Genomic DNA, 24614 nt, shown 5'->3' with positions numbered 1-24614 from the left:
AAACGAATTCTACAACATTTTAATCGAAATATAACACAGAAGGATTCGAACCTTCGACCGTCCCGATTAAAAATCGGGATGCTCTATCCAACTGAGCTACGCTACTAAAAACAATTTAATACAAACAAAAAAGCCACTCGATTTGAGTGGCTTTTCGTGAACACAGAAGGATTCGAACCTTCGACCGTCCCGATTAAAAATCGGGATGCTCTATCCAACTGAGCTACGCTACTAAAAACAATTTAATACAAAACAAAAAAGCCACTCTATATGAGTGGCTTTTCGTGAACGCAGAAGGATTCGAACCTTCGATCGTCCCGATTAAAAATCGGGATGCTCAATCCAGCTGAGCTACGCTACTAAAAACCAATTTAATACAAACAAAAAAGCCACTCGATATGAGTGGCATTTTGTGAACGCAGAAGGATTCGAACCTTCGATCGTCCCGATTAAAAATCGGGATGCTCTATCCAACTGAGCTACGCTACTAAAAACAATTTAATACAAAACAAAAAAGCCACTCGATATGAGTGGCTTTTTGTGATCCCAGAAGGAGCGAATACGAACCTTTTACTTGAAGATTTAAAGATTTTAAGTGAGTTATCTCTAACAAATGTCATTTAAATTATGAAAATACATTTCCTTTAATACATTGCTTTCTTCTTCTATCCACAAATCATCTTTTACTAGTTTAGCAATTAGTTCTTGGGCATTAGAAGAAAACAATTTTCTGTCTAGTCCTGAAAAATCTAATTTGTAATCCCATCTGCTATAATGTTTAAAAGAATTTGTTGGAAGATATAAGTGTGGTGTTGTTGGAATAAGAATTTTAACATCCACTCCTCTTTTTTTTAATTTGTTGCTTATTCTTTGATAAATTTTTAATCCATCAAAATCCCAATCACAACTGTAATAAATTGGGTAAATTAATTCCATCTCATCAATATCATCTACTATAGAAATATTGTTCCCTCCTACATACCACAATTTAACTTCAAGTTCGTTAGCATTCCATGGTTGTTTCAGGAAAGATTTATTCTCGCAGAGTATTATTGCTTTAGGATTTATATAGTCAACTACTAATCTATACTGCAGATCTTTATTTGATTGTGGAAATTCTTCAATTTCAAGAATTTTTAATACAGCATTGCGAACACTATCCTTATGTTTTAAATATTTAGAGCCTGCATAATCGAAAATTTTTGCAGAAAAATCTTCAATATTTGACAGCTTATCCTTCAATTCATTTCTACTTTCGTAAATCAAAATCAACGTACGAATATCTTCTTCTGTGAAATTTTTGCCACCATCTGGGCGAATGTTCATTAGATTAAGAAAATCATAATAATATTTATAGGCGGCATAAAAATGATCTTCATAATACTCTTCATAACCATCTTGTGCTATCAATATTTTATTATTGCCCTTTTTTTGAGCAATTAAATCTGTTTGCATCATTAGATATCTTATGAAATCATTCTCTTGGATTTTAGCACCAGTTTTCTTTTTTTCATAAAGATCATTCAGGGCTTTTAGTACTGGCCATGTGAGATCCTTGCTATTCAATTTCTTCAAAAATTTCATCTATATTTTCTGTTAATTGACTATTATGAAATATACCTAAAGGAGGAACGTACGTTAAGCCAGTAGCATCTTTGTTATCTTGCATGATGTAAATATATTGTCCATCATCATTGATATCTCCGGCAGTTTCAATAGACATGCTTACAATTTGATAATTTTCCTTCTTGGCTAATTTATGCAACATTTCATAGTTGCTTCCTAAGCCCTCTGCTTCATCTATAGGCATAATTCGTATTCCTGAGTGATCTTTATCTTCAATAAGGGATAATCTAGCAAGACATAATAGGGCATTTGCAGTATATGTTTGTCCATTACTTCCTGAATTACTTTGCCCATCTTCTAATTTAATATCAAATAATAGATCAAAATATGAAAGAGGATTTAGTAGATCTTGGACTTTAGCTTCTCTAGTTCCATTTGCCTCTCTAAAAACATTAATCATTATCTCATCAATATCTTGTTTGCTGCCATTACCCGAAGATGCAAATATTCCAACATCTTGCATTTCATTAGTTAGACGTTTCCTGAAAATTTTCATCCAATCATCAGGATATCCCGGCGATGGTTTATGTTGCAAAGTTGCGTGATTACCTCCTGTGATTTGATTATTAGCCAAATATTTAGTTATTCTTTGGACGTTTGTCAAATAATCATTGTAGATTTTTTGTACTTCATTAAATACATTATGAAGAATTTCTATTTTTCTCGATCCTATATGTTGTAAATCGTTTGTCAGTTCTGTTAGTCTTTTTTCGATTTGTTCTCCTATGAGATCCTCTTGAATTTGTTGCGTAGGAAAAACAGTTGGTAACAACTTATGAGCAAGAATACCAACTGAATAATCTTTCAAAATAATTTTGTCTTCTATTCCACTAGAGGCCCACTCATATGAAGCTTCAAATTTACTTCGGGATTCATTAATCACGTTTTCTTTAGGAAGATATTCTATTTCAATCAAATCTTCAGCAAAATTGAAATCACGATTATACTCAACCATAAACATTGTTCTTGCTTCATTCAAATTGATTATACTTAAACTATATTGTTCTTGGCATTTTTCAAAATGAACTTTAGCTTCATTATGTTCAACTTCTACATCATTAGCCATTTGATAAAGCTTGCTGAATGATGGAATAATATTAAAAAGCTCTTCTTCTAAGTTTTGGATTTTTTCCGACGTTATATTTTTTTCAGATACAAGATTTTCTAACTGAACTTCAAGAGTCAAAATGTGATCACTTTCATCCTTTTTCAATTTTTCGAAATCGATCGAACCATATTGTTTTCTCATATTGTTTTCGATTTCAGTAATCTTTTCTTGGTTAGCTTTATCAATCTGCCTACTACTTGTAAAATTCTCATAAGCAATATCATAAGACTCTTTACTACTTACATAATTTTTTAAGTTCTTTTCAGAGTTTTCGAAAATAGAGATATACTTTTCCAGTTCTGTAGAAGTTAATTCTGCAATCTCATCTATCTCTGTAAATATTTCATCTTGATTTGACTTATACAAAAAAAGCATTTTTTCCAATGCAGGATAGGTTTCTAACTTTTCTTTTAATTTTTTTAAATTAATATGTTTTTCTTTTAATTCTTTAAGTTGTTGTCTTATGACATCCAAAGGCTCTTTATTTAATTTGATTTGATCAAGTGCCACATTCAAATATTGTTTTTCACAAGCCATTATAAACTCATAAATACCATTTAACTCGAGCCAAAATCCTCCACTGTCCACTTCTGTCGTAATTGCCTTTTTAAATAGTTTTTCTGGAAAAGGAAGAAATCTTCCTGTTGGTGGCACCGGAGCTATTCTCGATAATGATTGAAAATGAATAAGTAAACTCTCTTGTTCAAGACTCAAGGGTAATGATAAATATTCTATTGCCCAATTAGCTAATGATGCCGGATTGTCAAGATCAGAAAAGACAAGCTGTACCTCTAACTTTTCAATAGATAGTTCAAGGTCGGTTAGCTTTTTATTGCTTAATTTTCCAGCTTTTGAATAATCATTAAACCAATCTGATTTTTCTAAATCTTTTTGTAAATTATTATCTCTAAGGAAATTCTCAAATGTCTTGAGAGCTTCTACATCATTTATTTTAGAGCGTTCTGCTAAATGCCATTGTCGAATGGCGTCTAAATCGGCTCTATTATTAGTGAACCAATTGTTAACCTTTTCTACAATATCTTTATATTTTGTGCTTTCATCAAGTAATTTCTTTGCTCGATCCAAATCAGATATGAGTTTTTCCTTTTGCATTTCAGCATTTCTAATCTCATTTTTTAAATGAATTACTGTCTGATTGTGATTTTTAATATCCGCAAGTTTCACATTAGCCAATTTTCTTTTGATCAAAAGTCTTTTGATATTAATTGCTTGATGCTCTTGATTTGATTTTTGAAATTCTTTAAATTTAATATGATTTTGTTTAAACCAAAAACTTGCGTTTTCCAAACTGAACTTCATTTTTGATTGCTTAAAATTTTCGAAATCACGAAGTACATGTTCAATTTTTAGCTCTTTATCTTTGATCGTAGCAATTTCTTCCAACAAACGTTGATGTTGTTGTTGATCTAAATTAATATTTTGTACATCATCTTGGTATTTATCAAAAAGTCGTTTTTGATCATCATCTCCAAAAAGAAATTTTTTTAGAGCATCTGAATCAGTAAAAAAACCTTTTCCTCTTGAAAATGAACGAATAATTGCTGCATAACTTTTCAGACTTTGTATATTTTGACTAAGATCTACTGCTAGTAAACCATTATTAAAAAGTAATTGATGATACTTTTTATTGCTTACACCTTTAAGATACCCTGTATCTAAAGGAATTTTTTCCAAGTTTTGTAATGTTTCTATCTTTCCATCAACTAATAAATCCCTATAAAAAATGGGTTTGTCCATCGCGGATAACGCTTCTTCAAAATCATAACCAGATTGAATAATAAAAAAATGCATTTGACTACTAGTAGTTTCCAAGTAACCTCCCAAAACAATATATCTTTTTGGCTGCACCTCAACATTGATAAAAATATAACCTCGACCATATTTCCCATCTTGATTTTTAAGTGCCAGTCCACTTGTATCCCTTTGTTTTATACCTTCTGTTCCTGATTTAAAAACTTTTGAACCAACTAAAAGTAATTGAATAAAGTCAGCAATCAAACTTTTACCACTTCCACTTTCACCACTAAAGTCTGTCCTGAAATCGTTAAATTTATAATCACAATTAAAGTGCTGTCTTACATTAAGTGTCGATAAACTATAAATTTTTGGTTGGAAATTAGCCATGATTTTTTCGTTTTATAATATTGTCAATCGCTTCGATTTGCGGATAATAGATTTTTCGTAATCTTTCAAATGAAGGTTGATAAATAAAAAAATCATTATCATTAACATCTCTTGCTATCCAGCCAAGTTGTTCAAATTCTGTAAATGCTTTATAGACCAGAGTCCTTAACTTTTCTTCGTTCATATCAGAATCAGCATCACTTTCAATAGATGATACAATACGTTGCATTTTATTGAGTAATTCATCGTATTCTTGATACAGTAAATTGATAAAATCCGATATTTTAGCTAATTCAATATTTCCATCAACTTTGTAAATCTTAAAAAAAATCAATCCAATCAGAATATATTCTGATTTAAGGTATTTTCGATACTGATTATCCGTTGGAATTTTACCTCTAGAACCTTCATGAAAATCAATATAAAAATAGGTATTCCATTCTTCTCCTTCTTTTTTGAGCAACATATCAAAAAAGTCATCATAGTAGGCTTGCAAACTAACAAAATATTTATCTAAAAAGGCATAAAGCGAAACTGGTTTGGGAAAATTTCTCTGTATATGCATTCCTGATTTCAACAAATAATCAAGTTTAGCAAATGTATTTTTAGCTACTTTATCTAACATAAACGCATAGCGTAAATTTAGGTCCTTTTCAGTATCGTCATATTCCATAGTGAAAGATTTGCATAATTTGTATTACAATATTCGTTTTGATCGACAGTTATTTCATATTGACAGCTATTACACTGTTTTATCAATTTATGAGCAGTTTTTACAGCTATATTAAGATCATTCTTTTCATCACTAAGAATTCTAAAAAAAAATGGAGAAAAATCGAGTTTTCCGTCTTGCTCAATTTGGTCTATAGCTTTTTTTACCCAAGATTGTACTTTTTTCTTAAATTCAAGTTTTTCAATATTTTTTATCATCGTAACCCTTCTTCTTTCTTGATCTATTAATCTAACAACAGGTGGTAAAGGTGATTTAGTAACAAAATCTCTCTCTGTGAAAATATAAAATCGAGGGACAGATTCTGGGAGCCTAACACTAAATGATTCAATTTCATCAGGGAATACAAGTCTCTTTGGCTGATTCTCTTGACGCAGATAAGAAGTATTGTCTAATAAATAATGAAGAAACTTGTCAGTTTTTCTATCAAGTTCTCTTTGATTGAATTCAAAAATAAATTCACGAATGCGTGGCTTTATTTTGTCTATACGTACGCTTACTTGATCTAAATGATTCCGCACTTTTTGGTTGTAATCTAATATATAATTAATACTATCCAGAAGTTCAAAATTTTCTTGATTTTTAAGCATGTCCTGTAAGATATCATCTATATCATAAGTGATTTGAAAGCCCTTAGTCAATTCGTGAGTATGCTGTTTAATTTGGTCTAATCCTGCACTGATGGTATCAATTACTTGAATAATATTTGCTTGAGGTTGTTTGATCTGGAAACGAAATTCATCAACAGATTCGCTCACTTGCTGATCCAATATTTCAATTTGCAAGGCAAGTTCATTGCTTCTATGATTGAAATGATCGTCTATCCAAAACAAGATCTCAGCAGGATTTTTTTCAAGACTTGTTCTTAAAGTATCTAGTAAATGCTTGAATAAACGTTCTATTTTTGCAGGATGATAGCTTTCTGAGAGACGTTTGAATACTTTCTGACAAAATTCTTCTCCATAGTTTTTAAATCCATACACTTTTCTTTTCCTATCTCTCCAAAGAAAGAATTCTTGTAGACGTAGAATAATTGTATTGTTTCTATTATTTTCTTCTCTTTGTGAACCTCCTAAATCAGTTAGAACTTTATTTATGATTTGTATGATCTGGTCTTCCGTAAATTCCTGCTTTTGGTATTTTTGGTATAATGCAAGAATGATCAATCCATCTTCTTTATTGGGGATGAGCTGATAATAGCGTGGCTTCGCTTCAGAATATAAATCTATTTCTTTCATCTGCTTCTTCGATAAGTATAAATATGATTATTCATAATTATTCTGGGTGAAAGTATTTTGATCATTTCCAAATTTTTCGTGTAAGCTAACCCAAAATCGTGAGGGAGGGTACGAAAATGTTTTTTCTCCCCATCTTGTTTGTTTTGTAAACGATTCTGACCTTAAAAGAATACATGCTTTCTTTGCTCGACTGATACATACGTAACAAAGTCTTTGATCCTCACTCAGTGCAATCTCATCATTTAAATTTAAATAATACGGAAAATTTCCTTCTTCCATTCCTAACAAAATTACAACTTCAAACTCAAGACCTTTTGAGCTATGCCTAGTAGTAATAGTTACTTCATTTTCGGGCGATCCAAGATTTGCAAATCTTTTAATTTTTGAATCTTTTAGATTACGCAGTTTTGCTTCACTTAATAATTTATCTAAATTATCAATTTCATTAGGATAAATTTCTGAGTTTATAAGTGTATCCCTAAGTTTCAATTCATCTGTAATATGACGTAACCATTCATAACAATCATTACTTTCTAAGCTATTGGTAAGTACTTTATGAAATATAGTTTTTAGATAAATATCGACATTGTTTTTTCTTGAATCATTATGGATATTTATTAAATTTCTCCAAAAAATAAATAATTTCTCAAATGATTGCGTTTCTTTGTCTATGCACCATTGCGCGCAATCTTGTAACCATACAACAACTGCACTATTTTCAAAGCTCCATTTGACAATAAAAGAAGGTATTTCTTCTTGTTTCATGAAAATAGCCATGTGCTGAATTTGCGAATTAGAGCTGGCTATAATTCCAATCTCATTTAAAGCAATTTCCCTAGCTAACAAATTAGGAATTATTTTTTTTGCGATAACCTCATATTGAGGTTCCATTCCATTATCGCAACTAATAAAGGTGAAATCTGCAATATCATCTTTTCTCTTACCAGCCACATATTTTGGATAAGGGGGAACGGGTTTAAGAGCTTCAATCGAAGCATCGATAATGTGTTGAGAACTTCTATAATTAGACACAAGTTCAATTGTCTTTAGGTTGTCATTATCGGTAAGCTCTAATAAAAAATCTGGGTAACCTCCATTAAATCCATAAATCGACTGATTCGTATCTCCAACTGCATATAGTTTTATTCCTGCGTAAAATACTAATTCGAGAACCATTTCGTGAAGTGCTTTTCCTAAATCTTGATACTCGTCTACTAATAACCAAGGGAATTGACTTCTTAAAGTTTCTCGGACATATTCTTGTTCATTTATTATTTTAGCAGAAAGATTGATAATATTGGTAAAATCAATGTATTCAGTTTCACTAATTTTTGCTTCATAAATTTTAGCAGCCTTTATAATTAACTCGGACGACTCCATATTGACTAAACTGCGTCCTTGTAGGGAAAGAGATCTATGCTTATTGATATCAGACAGAGATAATTTATATGGATCTTCAATGCTTAAATCCTTAAGTGTAGAATGATAAAGTTTATTTTCTATATCATTAGGAAGGATTTTGATAGGATATATTACATTGTATTCAGGATATAAATGTGCAAAAGGTTGAATTACATGTAATAAACTAAAACTGTGAACTGTTCCTATAAAATCTTTGTTGCTTGCGGTGTAACCATAACTCTTTAATCGTTTTTTAAGTTCTCTAACAGATTCTCTACTGTAACTGATACATGCTAGTCCACAAGGCTTATGAATGTGACTCTTTGCAAGAGTTACTGCCTTTAGGGTTAATACCCGTGTTTTACCACTACCGGGACCCGCAATAATTACGGAGTTGCTCATTGATTGATAAGCTTCATATTGCTTATCATCTTTTTTTATTAGTTCTAAATCTTCAAAAAATAAATTATTCATAGGAATCTTTAACTTTTTCAACTATTGCTTCAATACCTTCAATAATATAACTAGGAACTAGTTCAGTAGTTAAGTTATCAGCAAGACGTTGCGCAAAGCGTCCCTTACTAATATTACCCTCAATTTTTTTAAGTGCTAACCAATAATCTTCTGCATCGATAGCTTCTTCAAAATTCTCCTGCATTTCATCTCCTCCTGATTTCAACTCCTTGTAAACTTTTTTGAGTATTTCAATTCCAGTATCATCTGCATCATTCATCATATCAACTTCAAGAGTATATTCCCCTATAAAACATCCTTTAGCTCTAATTTCGTCTTCATCCAATTCGTCATCTTCTGCTATGATTCCAAGTGTAGAAAGAATTTTTAAAACATTTTCATTCCCTTTGTATCCAAATTCTCGACCTGTATTTTTATCCATTATATGGTAAATTCGCTTGGTCTTATAATTACCTTTTTCATCAACATATTCTTCAACCTCATAATAATCACCATCAGTAAATAATACCCAAGGAATATAAAGAGCTTCTAGCAATTGAATATAAGGCTTAAAATTCGTGGAATCAATATTACAAACTACAATTCCGAAATTATCTAAGTTTTTTTCTATCAACTCTGCAGCAGCAGAAATAAAATATTCTTCTGTTATGCCTTCTGCCAGAATAATTCCTTTACCAAAATAAATCTCCCCTCGTTTAGCATCAATATAACGTTCAATATCTTTTTTCTCTTTACGCGATAATGATAAGTTGACTGTGGAGAAAACTTTACTGCTGTCGTCTATCTTTCGAATATGCACAATATAATTGAGTGGAGTTACGGATGTGATATAGGTTGAATGTGAAGTAAATATTACCGATGTATTACTACTATGAAGAACTTCTCGATAAATCAATCGTTGTAATGTAGGATGCAAATGTGCTTCTGGCTCTTCTACTGCTAAAATTGTAAATGCTTGGTGCCTATAGTTATGTTCATCCATGAAATCGTACAAAGATTCTATATCACTCTCTTCTATTTCTTTTTTTAGGACATGATTTCCTTTATCGCTTAATTCATATAATTTTGACAGTATTCCTTTTTCATCCTCAGTTAGTAGCAACTCAAATTGTTCAGCCTTTATTATAGGCAAAATTGTTTTGTCTTTTAATAAAATGAGCATCAAAGAGATGTATAGAATATTAGCTAGTCCTAAACTTAATTCGGATACAGGCCTTTCCTTTAATCCCATATAGACCTGCAATGTATAGAGTAGTCTTTCAGTATCAATATCAAAAGTCCTTAATGTTATTTTATGGTCCGTTTGAATTCCTGATAAAGAGGCAAAGCGATTGGAAAGAATCTCTTTAATATGAACAATTTCATCCAATTCTAGAATTCCTTCTGCGGCTTCTTTCAGAGCCTCAGATATTTCTTCCAAATCCTGTGTAGATACTTCGTATTGTTTAACCAGTTTATATAAAGGAGAATTCTTATTTGATTTAAGTTCTCTTTCAACATCTCTCAATGCTTTTATAACATAAATGTTAATGTAACTTCGATCTTCATTCGTGAATCTGTTATCTTCACTACTACCTTTAAAAATTATATATTTATAATTGATTATCTTTCCGAACTCATCTCTGTTAGCTACAAACTTGTAAGTAAATCGTAATGTTGGAGGATCTGCTGATATGACAGCATCAACAAATTGTGCTTTAAGTTTACTGTTATGCTCATAGCCTTTTATCTCCAAATTAATCTCAATTTCTTCCCCATTTTCCATTGGTTTATCAATACTATCGTGGAAATCTTCGGGGGTTAATTGTCTATCTGAATCAGAGTAGTCTTTGTCCAAAATGAGTTGTATAGCTCTTAAAAAATTGGTTTTTCCAACATTATTTTCGCCTATGATTACCTGTTTATGATCTAATTCTACATCAACATTCAGAAAATTTCGGAAGTTTTTTATTTGAACTCTAGATATGTATGGGTTTTTATGCTGTGCCATTTTTATTTTATATTTGTTTTTAGGTAGATTGACTTAATTCAGGAAAATATTTTTTCAAAGATTATTTCTAATTCGCATACCTCCAGTTCATCAATTTTGATTGTTGGTAAATGCTGTCTACAATCCTCATGCCCTCCGAGGATTCCCACAGCATTCAGTGCTTTGGTTGGCTTATCGTCGCCCGTAACGCCTTCGGGATAGTAGCTTTCTATAGCTCCGTGAGAAAGGATAAAAATATCAATGGATCTTAATGCTGCTAACAGAGAATATTTCTCGGGAATTTCTATAGTCTTATCTGTAAATACTCTTCGTCTCAAATTATTTTCCTCTTCTATGAATAAAAAATCAATTTCAAACGTTTCTTCTTCAGTTAATGCTTTACCATCTTTTATTTTTAGACCTAGTTCTTTTAGCTTATTATATCGTTCCTTCCAAGAGTATCTTCTTACTAATTCTTTTATTTTACTTCCAGGTAAATCTGCCTGTATGCCTTGTTCATCAGCTATTTTATCAAGTACACCCAACAACTGTTCTCTTTGTTTTTTTAACTCTTCTGAGACCGTAAATTTTTCAAAACCATCAATCAAAGCATCTGAATCGACGATACAGAAGCATTCTATTTGAAAAAACCCATAGAAATCAGTAAATCTTTTAACATTAGATTTTCCATTTATTGAAATGATTGGAATGTTATGAGCATCAAAATCCCATTCTGGATTTAGGAGTTTAGCTGTCTCCTTCAGATAAATTATATCTGAATCGCCTTCGACCAAAAGTACTTTGCTTGAGAAAAAGGCAGCTGTGTTGTTTTCATAGCATATAATCTGAAATGCGTCTTTTGCAGCCATCTCTTTTAGAAGATTGACCGTTAAGAACTTGCCATATGGCTTTCCTGCATCTGGATATTCTTTTACTACCTTAACAAAAGTTCCAGTGGAATTCGGTGAAAAAAACATGGGTGAATGTGTAGTAACGAAAACCTGATTATTTACCTCGGTTAGTTTCTCTAATGCTGCAAATAATATTTTTTGCGCACTCGGATGCAGGTATAATTCAGGCTCTTCAAATAGAAAAAGATATGGTTGCTCACTTACTTCGACGGCAACTTCTGCAACCTCTTGATTTTCTTCTACATCGACTTTTTTCAAAGCCGCAGCCTCTTTTCGTTGTTCTTTATATTGCTCAACAAATGTTCTTAGTAATGCAAAAGTTACAGCTCTTTTAATACCATCTCCCTTTGTTTCAATAATATCCCTTACACCGTCATCAATTAGTAATCTAGCATTAGTAAATACTTGTTTTAACTCTGGTTTAGGTATTTCAATTTCTATTTTTGATTTTGGAAAATTTTCTGAGAGGAATGAACCAATTTGTTTCTCTATATCTTGTAATTTTTCAATTCTATTGTCAGTAATCTGTTCGGCTTCTCTAACTACGTTTAGCAATCTATGCAAATCATCAAATGAATCAGTTATCCTTTCAAAATGTTCTGACTTTTCAAGAAACCTCATTAAGATACCTAAGAGTTTTCCGAAAGTTGCTGATTCTTTTGATTTAATATCATCCTTAAGATCCTTAACTGCAGCAATATAAATAGGTTCTGGCAAAAGAATTTTAATACTGTTTTCAATACCTGTAGGCAAAGGTGAAAGTTTCATTTCTTTTTGTTCAACAGGTAATTCATCTATAATTTCATCAAGTTTTGCAAAAACATCTTTTTGTGTAGTTAGCCCATCAAATTTGTCTTTATGCTCAGAAAGTATCTCTATAACTGCTACTGAAATATCTTTACCTCTTTTCCCCTTCATTAATTCTCCAATGACATTTTTCGCGTATTTTCCCTCTTTGGGAGTAAGTCGACTACATAGTAATTCAGATTTTCCATCTGTATAATAGTAACGGGTTAATGTTAGTTTATCATCAATAATTATTTCTTTAATTCTATCACGGTGATCAGGAGATAATCGATTTATGTCTCCCTCTTTTACATCTGAAAAAGTGAGTTCAATTTCAATAGCTTCTTCTTCATTGAAAAAATCAAATTTGCTTAAACTGCTACCTGAAAAGAACAGACTTGTTGCTAATAATATTGTTGATTTTCCAGCGTTATTCTCACCAATAATACAAATGAAAAGTGAAGCATCTAGTTCATCAGATTTTATACCCCTGTAATTCTTAATCTTTACACTTGATACATACATACTATTAAATTTTCTATAAATAAGTTATAAATTGTCAACTTCTACGATACTCTTCCCATTCTGCTGTTTACTCACTTTAATCTGTACAGGAATTCTTTCCGTCATTTCTTGAACGTGGGAAATCACGCCAACCTTACGCCCTTGATTGTGTAATCGTTCTAGAGCATCCATCGCGATATTGAGCGTAGTAGGATCTAATGAACCAAAACCTTCATCGATAAATAGAGATTCTACTTTCATACGGCTTGAGGATAACGAAGCGAGACCTAACGCAAGAGCAAGTGATACCAAGAAAGATTCTCCACCAGAAAGTGAATAAACTGTACGTACCTCATCTCCCATGTCATGATCTACTACTTGCAAACCAAGAGTAGTTGGAATACGTTCAATTTTATATCTGCTCGTGAGTTCCTGCAAATGAATATTGGCATAGCCCAGCAGAACGTCAAGTGTATATTCTTGTGCAATCTGTCTGAATTTTTTACCATCAGCAGAACCTATAATTTCGTTTAATTTACTCCAGTTTTCTGTTATATCAGCTTTTTGCCCAATGTTTGTGAGTAAAGCGCTTATCTGGTTTTTGTTGGTTTCATTTTGTTGTAATTTAAAACCAATCTCGCCCTTTTTCTGCTTTTGTTGTTCAGCCTCAGGTTTTTTAATAGCAATCAACTCATTCAATTCATCTAATGAGCGCTCTGATAATGCCGTTTGTTGATGAACATCTAATAATTGTTTCCTTTCATCGAGGATAGAAGTTGCTTTCGTTACTTCTTCCTCAATGAATTGCAATGCATTGCGTTCGGCTTCTATCCAACTGTTTTGTAATGCTAGCAGCTCATAAAGTTTTTCTGTACTTAGCAATTGATCGTTCTTGTGATTGTAATCACTAAGCCAGTTTTCTATTTTTTGTGCTGTTGCTGTTGCATCAATCTGCAATGTATTTATCGTATTTTCTAATTCTTCTTTTTGGGTATTGGCTTTTGTTAAATCAATACTCAGCTGTTGCAGCATTTCTCTAAACTGATCCAACTTTTGTTGTGCCTTTTCTACAGATTTTTTCAACTCTAATTCCAATTGCTCTGCAGGTCTTCCACCAAAAATATTAGCACGATCTTGAGTAATAACCTGATAGCTTTGATACTGTGCAGTATACGTTGCGGTCTTTTTAGTAAACTCTGCTGTGAGATTTTGAGATTGACTTTCCAGTTCTTTCAAAGTTGCTTCAAGTACACTTTTTTGACCAATGTATTGCTCCAGTTCTTCGGTGTATTGTTTCCAGGTTTGTGAAAAACTCGAAATATCATTAGTAAAATCAATTGGTGCAGCTTTCCATTTATCCATCCAGTTTGAGCTTTTGAAGTATGGTGAAAGTAAATCTTCTACTAAAACAAGATCGGAAGTTGCTTTGTCACGTTCTCTAGTTTTGCTGCTTAGTTGTTCCTGATATACTGATAGTTTGCTCTTCAGATCTTTAACTTCATTACCAAGTGTTTCAACAATTTCTTTTAAAGTATCGTTTTTATTTTTATCTACCTCCAGTTGTTGCTTTTGGCTGGCATGAACTTGTATTTTTGAAAGCAAATCAGCTTGTTTTTTTTTAAGTTCTTTTAACTTTCCTTCAATCCATTCGGCCTTTTTTTCATCTGAAAGTGAGAAAGCTTCTTTAGCAATATCAAATTGTTCCCAGACCTGCTTGTTCTTTTCCAGGTCCGATAATTTTGTCTTAATCTCTTCTTCCTGATTCTGAATAGTTTGACGCAAGATTTGAAATGCTTGTTCCAAAGCATTATGTTTTCCGAAACTGTTTAAGTAAATACGCTCCTTTTCATCATAAGCAGCTGTTAACACCTTCAATACATTTTCCAAATGAGGATTATGTTCGGCATAAGGGTGAGTTTTACTACCACATACTGGACAAGGTTCGTCATCAATCAATCCATTTCTAAGCGATTCTACATTTTCGGCGGATGCCAGAATAGCTTGCTGCAATAGTTGAGATGCGGTTTCTTTTTCCGCATTTTCCACTATTAATTGCTGAGAAAGTTCTTGTAAGGTTTGCTGATTTATCGGATAATCAGACTGATCTTTAATTTGTTTATTTTTTAAAATATCTAAGTTAGTTAAAGCATCATAAAACAATGACCAATGAGCTTGTGCTGTTATAGTATTTTCAACAGTATTATCTATCGCAATCTTATCCAACTGTATGGTTTCAATAGGAATTAACAGCAATTCTTTGGCTTTAACAGCATAGATTTTGGTTAAATTTTCCCATTCGAAAGCTTTTTTTTCCAAATTAGATTCGACTTCATTTTTTTTAGTTTCATCGATCTTGATCTGATCTTGCAATTGATTCAGTACTGTAGTCGAAGATTGAAAAATTTCTAATAGCTTTTGAGCATCTTGCAATTTGGACAAAATAATTTCTTTATTTTCAGCAATTGGTCTACTCTCCTTATTTTCATTCTTCCAACCCGTTATGACATTAATATGAGCAGAAACCCCAGAAAACGCAGTTTGTTTATCCGTGAGAACCTTTTGATGTTGATTTATAGCTGCTGTAGCATCATCTACATCTTGTTTTGCTTTTTGCAGTTGTTCACTTTTTTCAGCAATTATCGCATCCAGTTTTTTGGCTTGTTCTAAAATTGGCAGCGCATCATTCAAAGTTTTATTATTTGCAGTCAATGCAGTGGCCGAAGCTAAAATTTCATCATTCAACTTTTCTTTTTTTTCTTCAAGTGATTTTATAGTCTCCTTTAAAGTAATTAAGTTAGCTGTTTTTACTTCATGTTGATTTTGTGAGTGTTTCAAGGCATCTACCCAGCTCCTAGTTTGTTGAATCGCCTCAGTAACAAGCAATTTTTGTCTGCGTGGAAAAGTATTTATTTTTTCTTCATTTGCAGTTTGTAATGTAGTTTGAGCATTCTGATAATTGGTTTGTAACTGGAAAAGCTGTTCCTGCCATACAATTTCTGTTGCCAGAATTTCTATCTCTTTTTCTAAACTTTTAATTTGAATCTCCAAAATGCTTTGTTCCTCCACTAAACTCTTTTGTTCTTCGTCAGTTAGAATAATAACACCCTCTTTTCGCAAATTAAGATCCCGAAGTTGCTGTTCTTCCACTTTATATTTTTCAAATATTTTTTTTGAAATTTCAGAATAGATATGGGTTCCTGTGAGTTTTTCGAGTAAAGAAGATTTTTCATCTTTATTAGCTTTCATAAAGGCAGTAAAATCACCTTGTGCCAGCAATACTGATCGGGTAAATTGTTCAAAATTTAAGCCTACCAAACGTGTAATCTCATTCAAAGTCTCTTGCTTTTTACCTGGAATGACAGTATTCGAGCTGATATTTGTCAATGTTATAGAATCTGACTGCATACTACCCTCGGCCTTATTTCGAGCACGTCTTACACTCCAAATAACACGATAATTTTGCTCATCAATACCTCTAAAATCTACTTCAGCAAAACCCTCAGAAGTTCCGTCTCTTAAAATACCCCGAACATCACTTTGGTTCAATTTGCTTCCTTGGACATCATGAATTTCAATTCCTATTTCTTTTGCCTGTAGGTAGCGGGGTGTTTTTCCATATAAAGCAAGACATATTGCATCTAATATAGTTGATTTTCCTGCTCCCGTAGCTCCAGTGATAGCAAAAATTCCTGCAGAACACAATGGTTCGGTTGTAAAATCGATCTCTGTATTACCTTCTAAAGAAGCTAGATTTTTTATTCGAATAGCTAATATTTTCATGTTATTCGGCCGTTTGGTTAATCTCCTGCATCACTTGCTGGAAAAGTTGCAGAATCGTATCTGGGATTTCACTATTGTAACGCTGTTGGTATACTTTGTCAAATATATCTATAGGCTGTAATTCGTTCAATTTTTCTGGCGTAATAAATTCGGATACTTGCTGCGTTGATGATGGATATTTCACATCAATTTTAGCTAACCTTACTTTTTTACCCATTAGTGCAGTTTCTATTTTGTGTCGTAAAGCAGGTTCAGGCCCTTCCAGTAATATACGAACTTCCAGATATGGAAAAGGTTCTTTGATATCATCCGGTTCTGATAAATTCTCTAATAATCCTATGACTTCATGCAACGGCTGAGGAGCTTGTGGAATTCTTTGAAGTGGCACAGATACCGGAATTTCTATCGATTTTAATTCGCTAATTTCCTTGTCTAGTTTAAAAACAATAACCTGATGTTTATAATTTACTTCAGAAAAAGACATTGGTAATGGGCTTCCAGAATATCTAATATGATCTTGTCCACCTATTCTCTGTGCTTTATGAATGTGCCCTAGTGCTACATATTTTATATCTTCGTGAAATGCACTAGCTGGAATACATTCTACACCTCCCATAATAAGTCTTTCTGTTTTGTCTAAATCACTTACTTCTGCGTGATGTGTATGTAAATGTCCCATAGCAATTATGGTTTGTCCATCTTGCTTTTTTAAATTAACATATTCAAACGCCTCTTTATATAATGCAGTTACGCCTTCAGTGTAAGGATTTGCACAATTTAATAATGTTGGATAGTCACCCATGCGTAAAAATGGAATCGCAAGACACCATGCTTTTACCTTTTTAGAATCATCATAAATAGGCACAAGCAGCTTTTCGTAATCTATATTACCATTTACATCTTTTTCAACTACGCCTATAATATGTACATTAGATGATTCCAATAGGGGTTTTGGAGCCTCTAAACGAGATGCCGAATCGTGATTACCTGCTGTAATTACTATTTGTATATCAGGATTTATTTTAGTCGCATTCTTTAGAAAAGAATAAAACATTTTTATTGATGAGGCAGATGGATTTGAAATATCAAAAATATCTCCACTAACAAGTAAAACATCAATTTCTTCTGTTTGTAAGGTAGCAATTAGCCAGCTTAAAAACTGTTGATGTTCGTAAGTACGGTCATATTCGTGAAACAATTGGCCAATATGCCAATCTGCGGTATGTAGAATCTTCATATTTTACTTTTAATCAATATACATTTTCATTATCACATATAAGATAATTCAAATATCATTCTTTAGTATTAATCTTTTTTATGGAAAACCATAATCTCCCAAATATATCAATTCGCAAAAATCAACCACTAAGTATTTATACCTGTTTCTTTATAATTAATATTCACCTTTTAATTTACCTAACAGATTAGTTCTTTCGTAAATTTATATAAATAAACATGAGATATTCGGACAATTTACTAGCTAAAAACAAACCAAGAAATCTCTTTAAATTTTTTGTTATGGAAACTGCTTATTTATATGTCAGAGTAAGTACTGACGAACAAAAAAGAAAAGGTTACTCCTTGCCTGAGCAGGAGGAAAGATTATTGAAGTATTGCAAATTTTACAATATAGAAGTCAAAGGAATTTATCGTGAAGATTACTCTGCTAAGAATTTTAATAGACCTGAATGGAATCAATTATTTTCAGAAATCAAAAAGAAATCATCAGTTGAAAATAAAAACATATTATTTATCAAATGGGATCGATTCAGCCGCAATATAGAATATGCTTACGAAATGATTGGAAAGCTTCGGAAATATAAAACAACAGCAAAAGCTATTGACCAGCCAATTGATTTCTCTGTTCCAGAAAGTACAGTTATGCTGGCTGTATATTTAGCAGTCCCAGAAGCAGAAAATACCCGGAGAGCTCAAAACACGGCAAATGGCATGCAACGAGCTAAGTTGACGGGGAGATATCTTGGTAAAGCGCCATTAGGATTTATCAATTTAACATTAATGAATGGCAAAAAAGCTATCGCTCCTAAAGAGCCTGAAGCCGAAATTATAAAATGGGCTTTTTATCATGTTGCACAGAACGATCATAAAATATCCGAAATCATGAAGATAGCTAATGATAAAGGATTACTATGTTCAAGATCACACTTTTTCAGGATTTTGCATAATCCAGTTTATTGTGGGCTTGTACCAGTCAAACTAAATTCTAGTGAAAAGCAAATGATAAAAGGATTACACGAGCCATTGATATCTGAGTCTTTATTTTATCAGGTTCAATCTATTATTAATACAAAAAGAAAAACTACTGCTAAAAGAGATGATTTACAATCATTATTTTTCCTTAGAGGTTTTTTAACATGTCCTATTTGTAATCGAAAACTTGTCGGAAGTATTTCAAAAGGAAGATCAAAAAAATACCCATATTATCATTGCCGTGATGGCTGCAAAACAAGAATAGATGCAATTTCCCTTAATAATTGTTATCAAAAGAAACTTCAACAGTTTATACTCTCAAATAATACAATTGAATTATTTAAGAATATTTTGGAAGACCAGAATATAAAGACACTGAAAGCAAGTTATCTATACGCTCAAAAAGGATTAGAGAGAAAAATAAATGAGGAGAAGTTAATCCTTTCTCAAGGCAGAAAATTATTTATAACCGGAATATTAAAAATTGATGACTATAATGAATTAAAAAGAGAGAATCAAATCAGCACCCAAAATCTTAAAAAGGAAGCAAATGATATTACAGCTAAATTAAAAGCTATTGATAAAAAAAATCAAATAGAAGATAATACTTTAGTGAAAATCTTTGAAAGATTTTCTGAATTTGAAACCTCAGATAAAAGACATCTTGTAAATCTTATTCCACCGACTGATATTGATTTTAAAACAGGGGCTCTTTCTTTATATTTAAATGAAGCATTTTTAAAAATTTTATCAAAAAAAAATAACCGAAAAACTAAAAAAAATGAATTTCATTGAAAAGAATATTTCAGTAGAAAAAGCCGTTATTATTCTTTCCAAGAACGGCATTCAGGTAGATGAGAAGGAAGCTAAAATTATTTTGGAATTACTTTATTTAGTATCAAAAAATTACGACAAACCAAAAGAGAAAAAAATATCATATCCTTAATGAGACTTCGAACCACCCTTAGTCCCTGTTAAATCACGAATAACCTGCTTTTAGACTGTTATTTCAAAACAGACTAGGGATTCCCATGAAAAAAATCGAACCGTAAAACACTAGACGGTAAAAGCCTGACAAACAAACATTTATAGACATAAAAAAAGAGACAACTACAAAGTAATTGTCTCCTCAAGTGAACGCAGAAGGATTCGAACCTTCGACCGCCTGCTTAGAAGGCAGGTGCTCTATCCAGCTGAGCTATGCGTCCATTTCTTTTAAAACTTTGGCAAGTTTCTGTCGGGGTGGCAGGATTCGAACCTGCGGCCTCCTGCTCCCAAAGCAGGCGCGATAACCGGGCTACGCTACACCCCGAAGGCAAATTTATTAAGCGGAGAGACAGGGACTCGAACCCTGGCGACGGTTACCCGTCGACAGATTAGCAATCTGCTCCATTACCGCTCTGGCACCTCTCCAAGCTCAAGAAACGTGTTCTGTTTTGCGGTTGCAAATGTAAGACAACATTCCATATCTCACAACTATTTCGGCGCTTTTTTTTCACTTTTTTCAATCTTTTTTTTAAACCGCTTCACAATCAAACATATAGAATTAACAAAAAATTGATATTAAATTTAAAATCCAATCGAATTGCCCCAAAATTTGAATTTATTCAAATAAAGAGTAAATTTGCTTTATTAACTAATAATACAGAAAATGAACAAAAGAGTTGTTATCGTTTCTGCCGTTAGAACACCTATCGGAAGTTTCATGGGAGGGTTATCTACCGTACCCGCACCAAAATTAGGTGCTGCCGCTATAAAAGGAGCACTACAAAAAATTAACCTAGACCCAAAATTAGTTGATGAAGTATTCATGGGCAACGTGGTGCAAGCCGGAGTTGGCCAGGCACCAGCACGTCAGGCAGCACTTTTTGCAGGCTTATCTGAAGAAGTTGCCGCTACGACTGTAAACAAAGTTTGTGCTTCAGGAATGAAAGCCGTAATGTTTGCTGCGCAGGCAATCGCTTGCGGTGATGCTGAGATTGTGGTTGCCGGTGGAATGGAAAACATGAGTTTGATTCCGCATTACGTACAAATGCGTAACGGAACTAAATTTGGTCCTGCAACAATGCTTGACGGAATGCAAAAAGATGGCTTGACAGATGCTTACGATAACAACGCAATGGGAGTTTGCGCTGATTTATGTGCAACTGAATATAACATCAGTCGTGAAGAACAAGACAATTTTGCCATTCAGTCTTATGAAAGAAGTGCAAAAGCATGGGATGCCGGAAAATTCGACAACGAAATTGTTCCTGTAGAAGTACCACAAAGACGTGGTGAACCAATCATCGTTTCTAAAGACGAAGAATACACCAATGTAAAACTGGACAAAATCCCTTCATTAAGCGCTGTTTTCACAAAAGACGGAACTGTTACTGCCGCAAATGCATCTACAATCAATGATGGTGCTGCAGCTTTAGTTTTAATGTCTGAAGAAAAAGCAATCGCATTAGGGTTAAAACCCCTTGCCTACATAAAAAGTTATGCTGATGCTGCTCAGGAACCAAAATGGTTTACTACGAGTCCGGCAAAAGCTTTACCAAAAGCCCTGGACAAAGCAGGAATTGCAATTGGTGATGTTGATTATTTCGAATTCAATGAAGCATTTGCAGTTGTTGGATTAGCCAATTCAAAAATCCTTGGCCTTGATAATGATAAAGTAAACGTAAATGGTGGTGCAGTTTCCTTAGGTCATCCTCTTGGATGCTCAGGAGCAAGAATCATTGTAACTTTACTAAATGTTTTAGAACAGAATAATGCCAAAACCGGAGCTGCAGCAATTTGCAACGGTGGTGGCGGTGCTTCGGCAATTGTTATCGAAAGAGCTTAAATAAAATTACATCAGGAGTTATTTCATTTGCAAATAACTCCTGATTTTCAACTAATAAATGACTTTAAATGTTCGGAATTTGTAATCTAGCCATAGTACCCGTTCGATCTGAGCCAAGTGACAGAAGCGAAATCGTCACACAACTTTTGTTTGGTGAGCACATCGAGATTTTAGAACGCCAAAATCAATGGGCACGAATAAAAATACAGTACGATGACTACGAAGGCTGGGTAGATTCTAAGCAATATCAGGTAATTTCTGAAGCCCATTATAATCAACTAAGTAATGACGCTATTATTCTTAATGCTGATTTGATTGATTATATCAGTGCGCCTGAAAATTTATTATTACCAATTCCGCTTGGTGCATCGTTATCCTTTTTAAACAATAACGAAATCAATACTGCTAATTTCGAATTTGAAGGCACAAAAACAAGTGGCATAAAATCTAAAAGCGCTCTAATAAATACCGCTTTTATGTATTTGAACGCACCTTATCTTTGGGGTGGAAAAACACCTTTTGGAATCGACTGTTCCGGTTTTACACAAATGGTTTATAAACTAAACGGATACAAAATACATCGCGATGCCTCACAGCAGGCACTTGAAGGAGAACCCTTGAGTTTTATTGAAGAAAGCGAAGCAGGTGATTTAGCCTTTTTTGATAATGACGAAGGAAATATAATTCACGTAGGGATTATTATGGACAATAATTACATCATTCACGCAAGTGGAAAAGTGCGTATTGACCGCTTAGATCATTTGGGAATTTATAATCCTGAAATCAATAAACACACTCATAAATTACGTGTTATTAAAAAAATCATTTAATATCTCAATAATCTCTAAAACTTAGACTTTTGACAAAATTTTCATTATCTAAAACACATTTTCAAATAAATGAAGTTTCTATTCAATTTCCAATTGAGATTGCAATTTTAGAAAAAGTTCTGGGAAATTATCGAGTAAAAAAGAATAAATACAACCACGTTTATACCTGGGATGATCATGGAATTATTGCATTTTCTAAAGAAGGAATAGTCGCAGAAAATGTATTACTTGATTTAAATTACGGCACTTATGATTACTGCTCGAAACAGCCTTTTTCAGGGGAATTTATATTTGAAGATCAAAACCTTTTTGAATTTTATGAAGCCAATAAAAAGCAACTTGTAAAACTTTTCAAAGGAGATGACAGTGGCGCTTTTATTCTGAATGGCGTAAGCGTTTGGTTCAATAAAGAAGATGATAAAATAACATCAATCGACATAGCTGCCTACGAAGAAAAGATTAAAAAGCCTCGACTGCCACTTGATAAAGAATTTACACAATTTGAATCTTTATGGCAAGAATGGATTACTGAAATCAATAAAATTATTGAAGCAAATAATCGTTATTACAATCTCACAGATGGCATTTCTGCAGAAGATTTAAAAGAACATTCCGTTTTAGAAGATGAAATTACAATTCCGCCGGCACTTCTGAATTTTTATAAATTTCAAAATGTAGAATATGATGCCGTAACTTCTGCTTTTCAGTTTTTAATAGGCAACTGGACTTACGATCTTATTCCGTTTGAAGATATTAAAGAAGAATGGAATTCGATACAAGATTTACAATTTGATGAAGATGATCTTCCCGAATTGGAAATAGATTTTAAAAAAATACAAACCACCAACTACGCAAACCCAAAATGGATTCCGTTTGCAACAGGAAGAAATGGAGATTACCTACTCTATGATACGGATCCGGCCGAAAATGGAAAATTGGGACAAATTATAGAACTTCAAAATGAATCCTGGGAACGAAATATAGTAGCCGAATCTTTAGAAGAACTTCTGAAAAACGAAATCAACAACCTAAAAACAGGTAAAACAGAACATTTCGATTTTATAACCGGCAAAGAAAACCAAGATTAAAAATCATTTTAATCTAAAAAAATCCATGATAATCCGTGATAATCCGTGATAATTCGCGTGTCAATTCATCACGCACTAATACGAATCACTTTCCTAAATTCTGACGGACTATTTCCTCGTTGTTTTTTAAAGAATTTATTAAAGTGACTTTCATCCGTAAAACCAAATTCATACGCAATTTCATTAATTCGCTTATCGCTGAATTGTAGACGATGTTCAATCAGTTTCGTTTTATAATTACTGATATATTGCTGCATGGTTTCGTTAGCATGTTTCTTGAAATAACGACCTAAATACGTATTCGAAATACCAAAATACTCACTAAGTGACTCCGCTTTGATTCTTTCCGGATAATAAATATTATTCTGAATATATTGCAAAATATCCATCGCTTTAGCCTCACAACCAATATTTACTTGTTCCGGCAAATACTTGGCAATATTTCTGGCAACCACAATAATCAAAGTATTCACCAATTGCTGAATCAATTCTTTATTATAAACATCTTTATCCTGATGTTCACGAATAATCGCTTCAACCATAACTTTTACCAAACATTTATCGGCATCATTTTTCAAAATACAACCTGGCTGATGATTGGCATTTTGCAAAATATATTCTAAACGCTGAATATTCTCATTCTGCAAACTCGAATTTTTTAAATAAATATCATTAAATCTCAAAAAGAAAAACTTCGTTTTAGTTTCAATCGTAAAATTATGACAATCCTCAGGCGTCAATAAAAACATATGTCCTGCATCATATTCAAAAATATTTTTGTTGATACATTGTCTTCCCGTTCCGCCTAAAATATAAACTAATTCAAAAAAATTATGACGATCTCCAACATCCGGATATTCATCCAGCGTTTCAAAAGAAACCGTAAAAGGCTCGTATAAATTTTCTTTTTTCATAATACACTTTATTAATTCGGCTACAAATTTACATAAAAAAGACAAATATATACAACTTAACACTCTTAA

General features: G+C 32.7%; 15 protein-coding genes and 4 tRNA genes. 5 read left to right on the top strand and 14 right to left on the bottom strand.

What is annotated here, in order from left to right; genetic code table 11:
• Positions 1-30 precede the first annotated feature (30 nt).
• The 10 genes from RC62_RS14475 to RC62_RS14415 all read right to left on the bottom strand — a co-directional run bounded on the left by RC62_RS14475 (position 31) and on the right by RC62_RS14415 (position 17909).
• A tRNA-Lys gene (locus RC62_RS14475) sits at positions 31-104 on the bottom strand.
• Positions 105-606: 502 nt separating this feature from the next.
• Positions 607-1566, bottom strand: coding sequence for a hypothetical protein (locus tag RC62_RS14455; RefSeq protein ID WP_157472528.1), 960 nt, complete (start codon positions 1564-1566; stop codon positions 607-609).
• A complete protein-coding gene (locus RC62_RS14450; protein ID WP_055096362.1) occupies positions 1559-4879 on the bottom strand; it encodes a hypothetical protein in 3321 nt (1106 codons plus the stop codon). Before RC62_RS14450 ends, RC62_RS14455 begins: the two co-directional genes overlap by 8 nt.
• On the bottom strand, positions 4872-5552 hold the full coding sequence (locus tag RC62_RS14445) for a condensin complex protein MksE (protein WP_055096360.1): 681 nt from the start codon (positions 5550-5552) through the stop codon (positions 4872-4874). The genes RC62_RS14450 and RC62_RS14445 overlap by 8 nt, the downstream gene beginning before the upstream one ends.
• Positions 5522-6847, bottom strand: coding sequence for a hypothetical protein (locus RC62_RS14440; protein WP_055096358.1), 1326 nt, complete (start codon positions 6845-6847; stop codon positions 5522-5524). Before RC62_RS14440 ends, RC62_RS14445 begins: the two co-directional genes overlap by 31 nt.
• A gap of 27 nt (positions 6848-6874) precedes the next feature.
• A complete protein-coding gene (locus RC62_RS14435) occupies positions 6875-8722 on the bottom strand; it encodes a UvrD-helicase domain-containing protein (protein ID WP_055096357.1) in 1848 nt (615 codons plus the stop codon).
• The gene (locus RC62_RS14430) at positions 8715-10712 is read right to left on the bottom strand and encodes an ATP-dependent nuclease (RefSeq protein ID WP_055096355.1); all 1998 of its coding nucleotides are present in this window, start codon (positions 10710-10712) and stop codon (positions 8715-8717) included. Before RC62_RS14430 ends, RC62_RS14435 begins: the two co-directional genes overlap by 8 nt.
• Positions 10713-10750: 38 nt before the next feature.
• The gene (locus RC62_RS14425) at positions 10751-12913 is read right to left on the bottom strand and encodes an AAA family ATPase (RefSeq protein ID WP_055096352.1); all 2163 of its coding nucleotides are present in this window, start codon (positions 12911-12913) and stop codon (positions 10751-10753) included.
• A gap of 24 nt (positions 12914-12937) precedes the next feature.
• Complete coding sequence (locus RC62_RS14420) at positions 12938-16672, bottom strand: AAA family ATPase (RefSeq protein WP_055096350.1); 3735 nt, start codon at positions 16670-16672, stop codon at positions 12938-12940.
• A gap of 1 nt (position 16673) precedes the next feature.
• Positions 16674-17909 carry an exonuclease SbcCD subunit D gene (locus RC62_RS14415; RefSeq protein ID WP_055096345.1) on the bottom strand — a complete coding sequence of 412 codons (1236 nt, stop codon included), beginning with the start codon at positions 17907-17909 and terminating at the stop codon, positions 16674-16676.
• Between the two features lie 281 nt (positions 17910-18190).
• Between RC62_RS14415 and RC62_RS14410 the strand changes: the two genes are divergently transcribed.
• Complete coding sequence (locus RC62_RS14410; RefSeq protein WP_055096728.1) at positions 18191-19678, top strand: recombinase family protein; 1488 nt, start codon at positions 18191-18193, stop codon at positions 19676-19678.
• Positions 19665-19829 (top strand): hypothetical protein, encoded by a 165-nt coding sequence (locus RC62_RS14405; RefSeq protein ID WP_055096343.1) that lies wholly within the window; start codon positions 19665-19667, stop codon positions 19827-19829. The genes RC62_RS14410 and RC62_RS14405 overlap by 14 nt, the downstream gene beginning before the upstream one ends.
• A 188-nt stretch (positions 19830-20017) precedes the next feature.
• Here the strand turns inward: RC62_RS14405 and RC62_RS14400 are convergent.
• From RC62_RS14400 to RC62_RS14390, 3 genes are all read right to left on the bottom strand, one after another.
• Positions 20018-20091 (bottom strand) — tRNA-Arg (locus tag RC62_RS14400).
• Between the two features lie 29 nt (positions 20092-20120).
• Positions 20121-20195 (bottom strand) — tRNA-Pro (locus RC62_RS14395).
• 17 nt (positions 20196-20212) lie between these two features.
• Positions 20213-20296 (bottom strand) — tRNA-Ser (locus RC62_RS14390).
• Positions 20297-20534: 238 nt separating this feature from the next.
• On the opposite strand from RC62_RS14390, the gene RC62_RS14385 reads away from it, so the two are divergent.
• The 3 genes from RC62_RS14385 to RC62_RS14375 all read left to right on the top strand — a co-directional run bounded on the left by RC62_RS14385 (position 20535) and on the right by RC62_RS14375 (position 23631).
• Complete coding sequence (locus tag RC62_RS14385; RefSeq protein ID WP_055096340.1) at positions 20535-21713, top strand: acetyl-CoA C-acyltransferase; 1179 nt, start codon at positions 20535-20537, stop codon at positions 21711-21713.
• Between the two features lie 68 nt (positions 21714-21781).
• Positions 21782-22543: a C40 family peptidase gene (locus RC62_RS14380; RefSeq protein WP_055096337.1), complete on the top strand. Its 762-nt coding sequence runs from the start codon at positions 21782-21784 to the stop codon at positions 22541-22543.
• 29 nt (positions 22544-22572) lie between these two features.
• Positions 22573-23631 carry an SMI1/KNR4 family protein gene (locus RC62_RS14375; protein WP_055096335.1) on the top strand — a complete coding sequence of 353 codons (1059 nt, stop codon included), beginning with the start codon at positions 22573-22575 and terminating at the stop codon, positions 23629-23631.
• 68 nt (positions 23632-23699) lie between these two features.
• Here the strand turns inward: RC62_RS14375 and RC62_RS14370 are convergent, their stop codons facing one another.
• Positions 23700-24545: an AraC family transcriptional regulator gene (locus RC62_RS14370; RefSeq protein WP_055096333.1), complete on the bottom strand. Its 846-nt coding sequence runs from the start codon at positions 24543-24545 to the stop codon at positions 23700-23702.
• Positions 24546-24614 lie beyond the last annotated feature (69 nt).

The organism is Flavobacterium aquidurense, from assembly GCF_001404985.1.
GTDB classification, from domain to species: Bacteria; Bacteroidota; Bacteroidia; order Flavobacteriales; family Flavobacteriaceae; genus Flavobacterium; species Flavobacterium aquidurense_B.
Note: the sequence above shows the minus strand (reverse complement) of the source record. Positions and strands in the feature narration are given on the sequence as shown.

What these genes read in the sequence shown, in the direction of transcription:
- RC62_RS14450 (WP_055096362.1), bottom strand. Translation starts at nt 4,879, where the DNA reads ATGGCTAATTTCCAACCAAAAATTTATAGTTTATCGACACTTAATGTA.
- RC62_RS14445 (WP_055096360.1), bottom strand. Translation starts at nt 5,552, where the DNA reads ATGGAATATGACGATACTGAAAAGGACCTAAATTTACGCTATGCGTTT.
- RC62_RS14440 (WP_055096358.1), bottom strand. Translation starts at nt 6,847, where the DNA reads ATGAAAGAAATAGATTTATATTCTGAAGCGAAGCCACGCTATTATCAG.
- RC62_RS14435 (WP_055096357.1), bottom strand. Translation starts at nt 8,722, where the DNA reads ATGAATAATTTATTTTTTGAAGATTTAGAACTAATAAAAAAAGATGAT.
- RC62_RS14430 (WP_055096355.1), bottom strand. Translation starts at nt 10,712, where the DNA reads ATGGCACAGCATAAAAACCCATACATATCTAGAGTTCAAATAAAAAAC.
- RC62_RS14425 (WP_055096352.1), bottom strand. Translation starts at nt 12,913, where the DNA reads ATGTATGTATCAAGTGTAAAGATTAAGAATTACAGGGGTATAAAATCT.
- RC62_RS14420 (WP_055096350.1), bottom strand. Translation starts at nt 16,672, where the DNA reads ATGAAAATATTAGCTATTCGAATAAAAAATCTAGCTTCTTTAGAAGGT.
- RC62_RS14415 (WP_055096345.1), bottom strand. Translation starts at nt 17,909, where the DNA reads ATGAAGATTCTACATACCGCAGATTGGCATATTGGCCAATTGTTTCAC.
- RC62_RS14410 (WP_055096728.1), top strand. Translation starts at nt 18,191, where the DNA reads ATGGAAACTGCTTATTTATATGTCAGAGTAAGTACTGACGAACAAAAA.
- RC62_RS14405 (WP_055096343.1), top strand. Translation starts at nt 19,665, where the DNA reads ATGAATTTCATTGAAAAGAATATTTCAGTAGAAAAAGCCGTTATTATT.
- RC62_RS14385 (WP_055096340.1), top strand. Translation starts at nt 20,535, where the DNA reads ATGAACAAAAGAGTTGTTATCGTTTCTGCCGTTAGAACACCTATCGGA.
- RC62_RS14380 (WP_055096337.1), top strand. Translation starts at nt 21,782, where the DNA reads ATGTTCGGAATTTGTAATCTAGCCATAGTACCCGTTCGATCTGAGCCA.
- RC62_RS14370 (WP_055096333.1), bottom strand. Translation starts at nt 24,545, where the DNA reads ATGAAAAAAGAAAATTTATACGAGCCTTTTACGGTTTCTTTTGAAACG.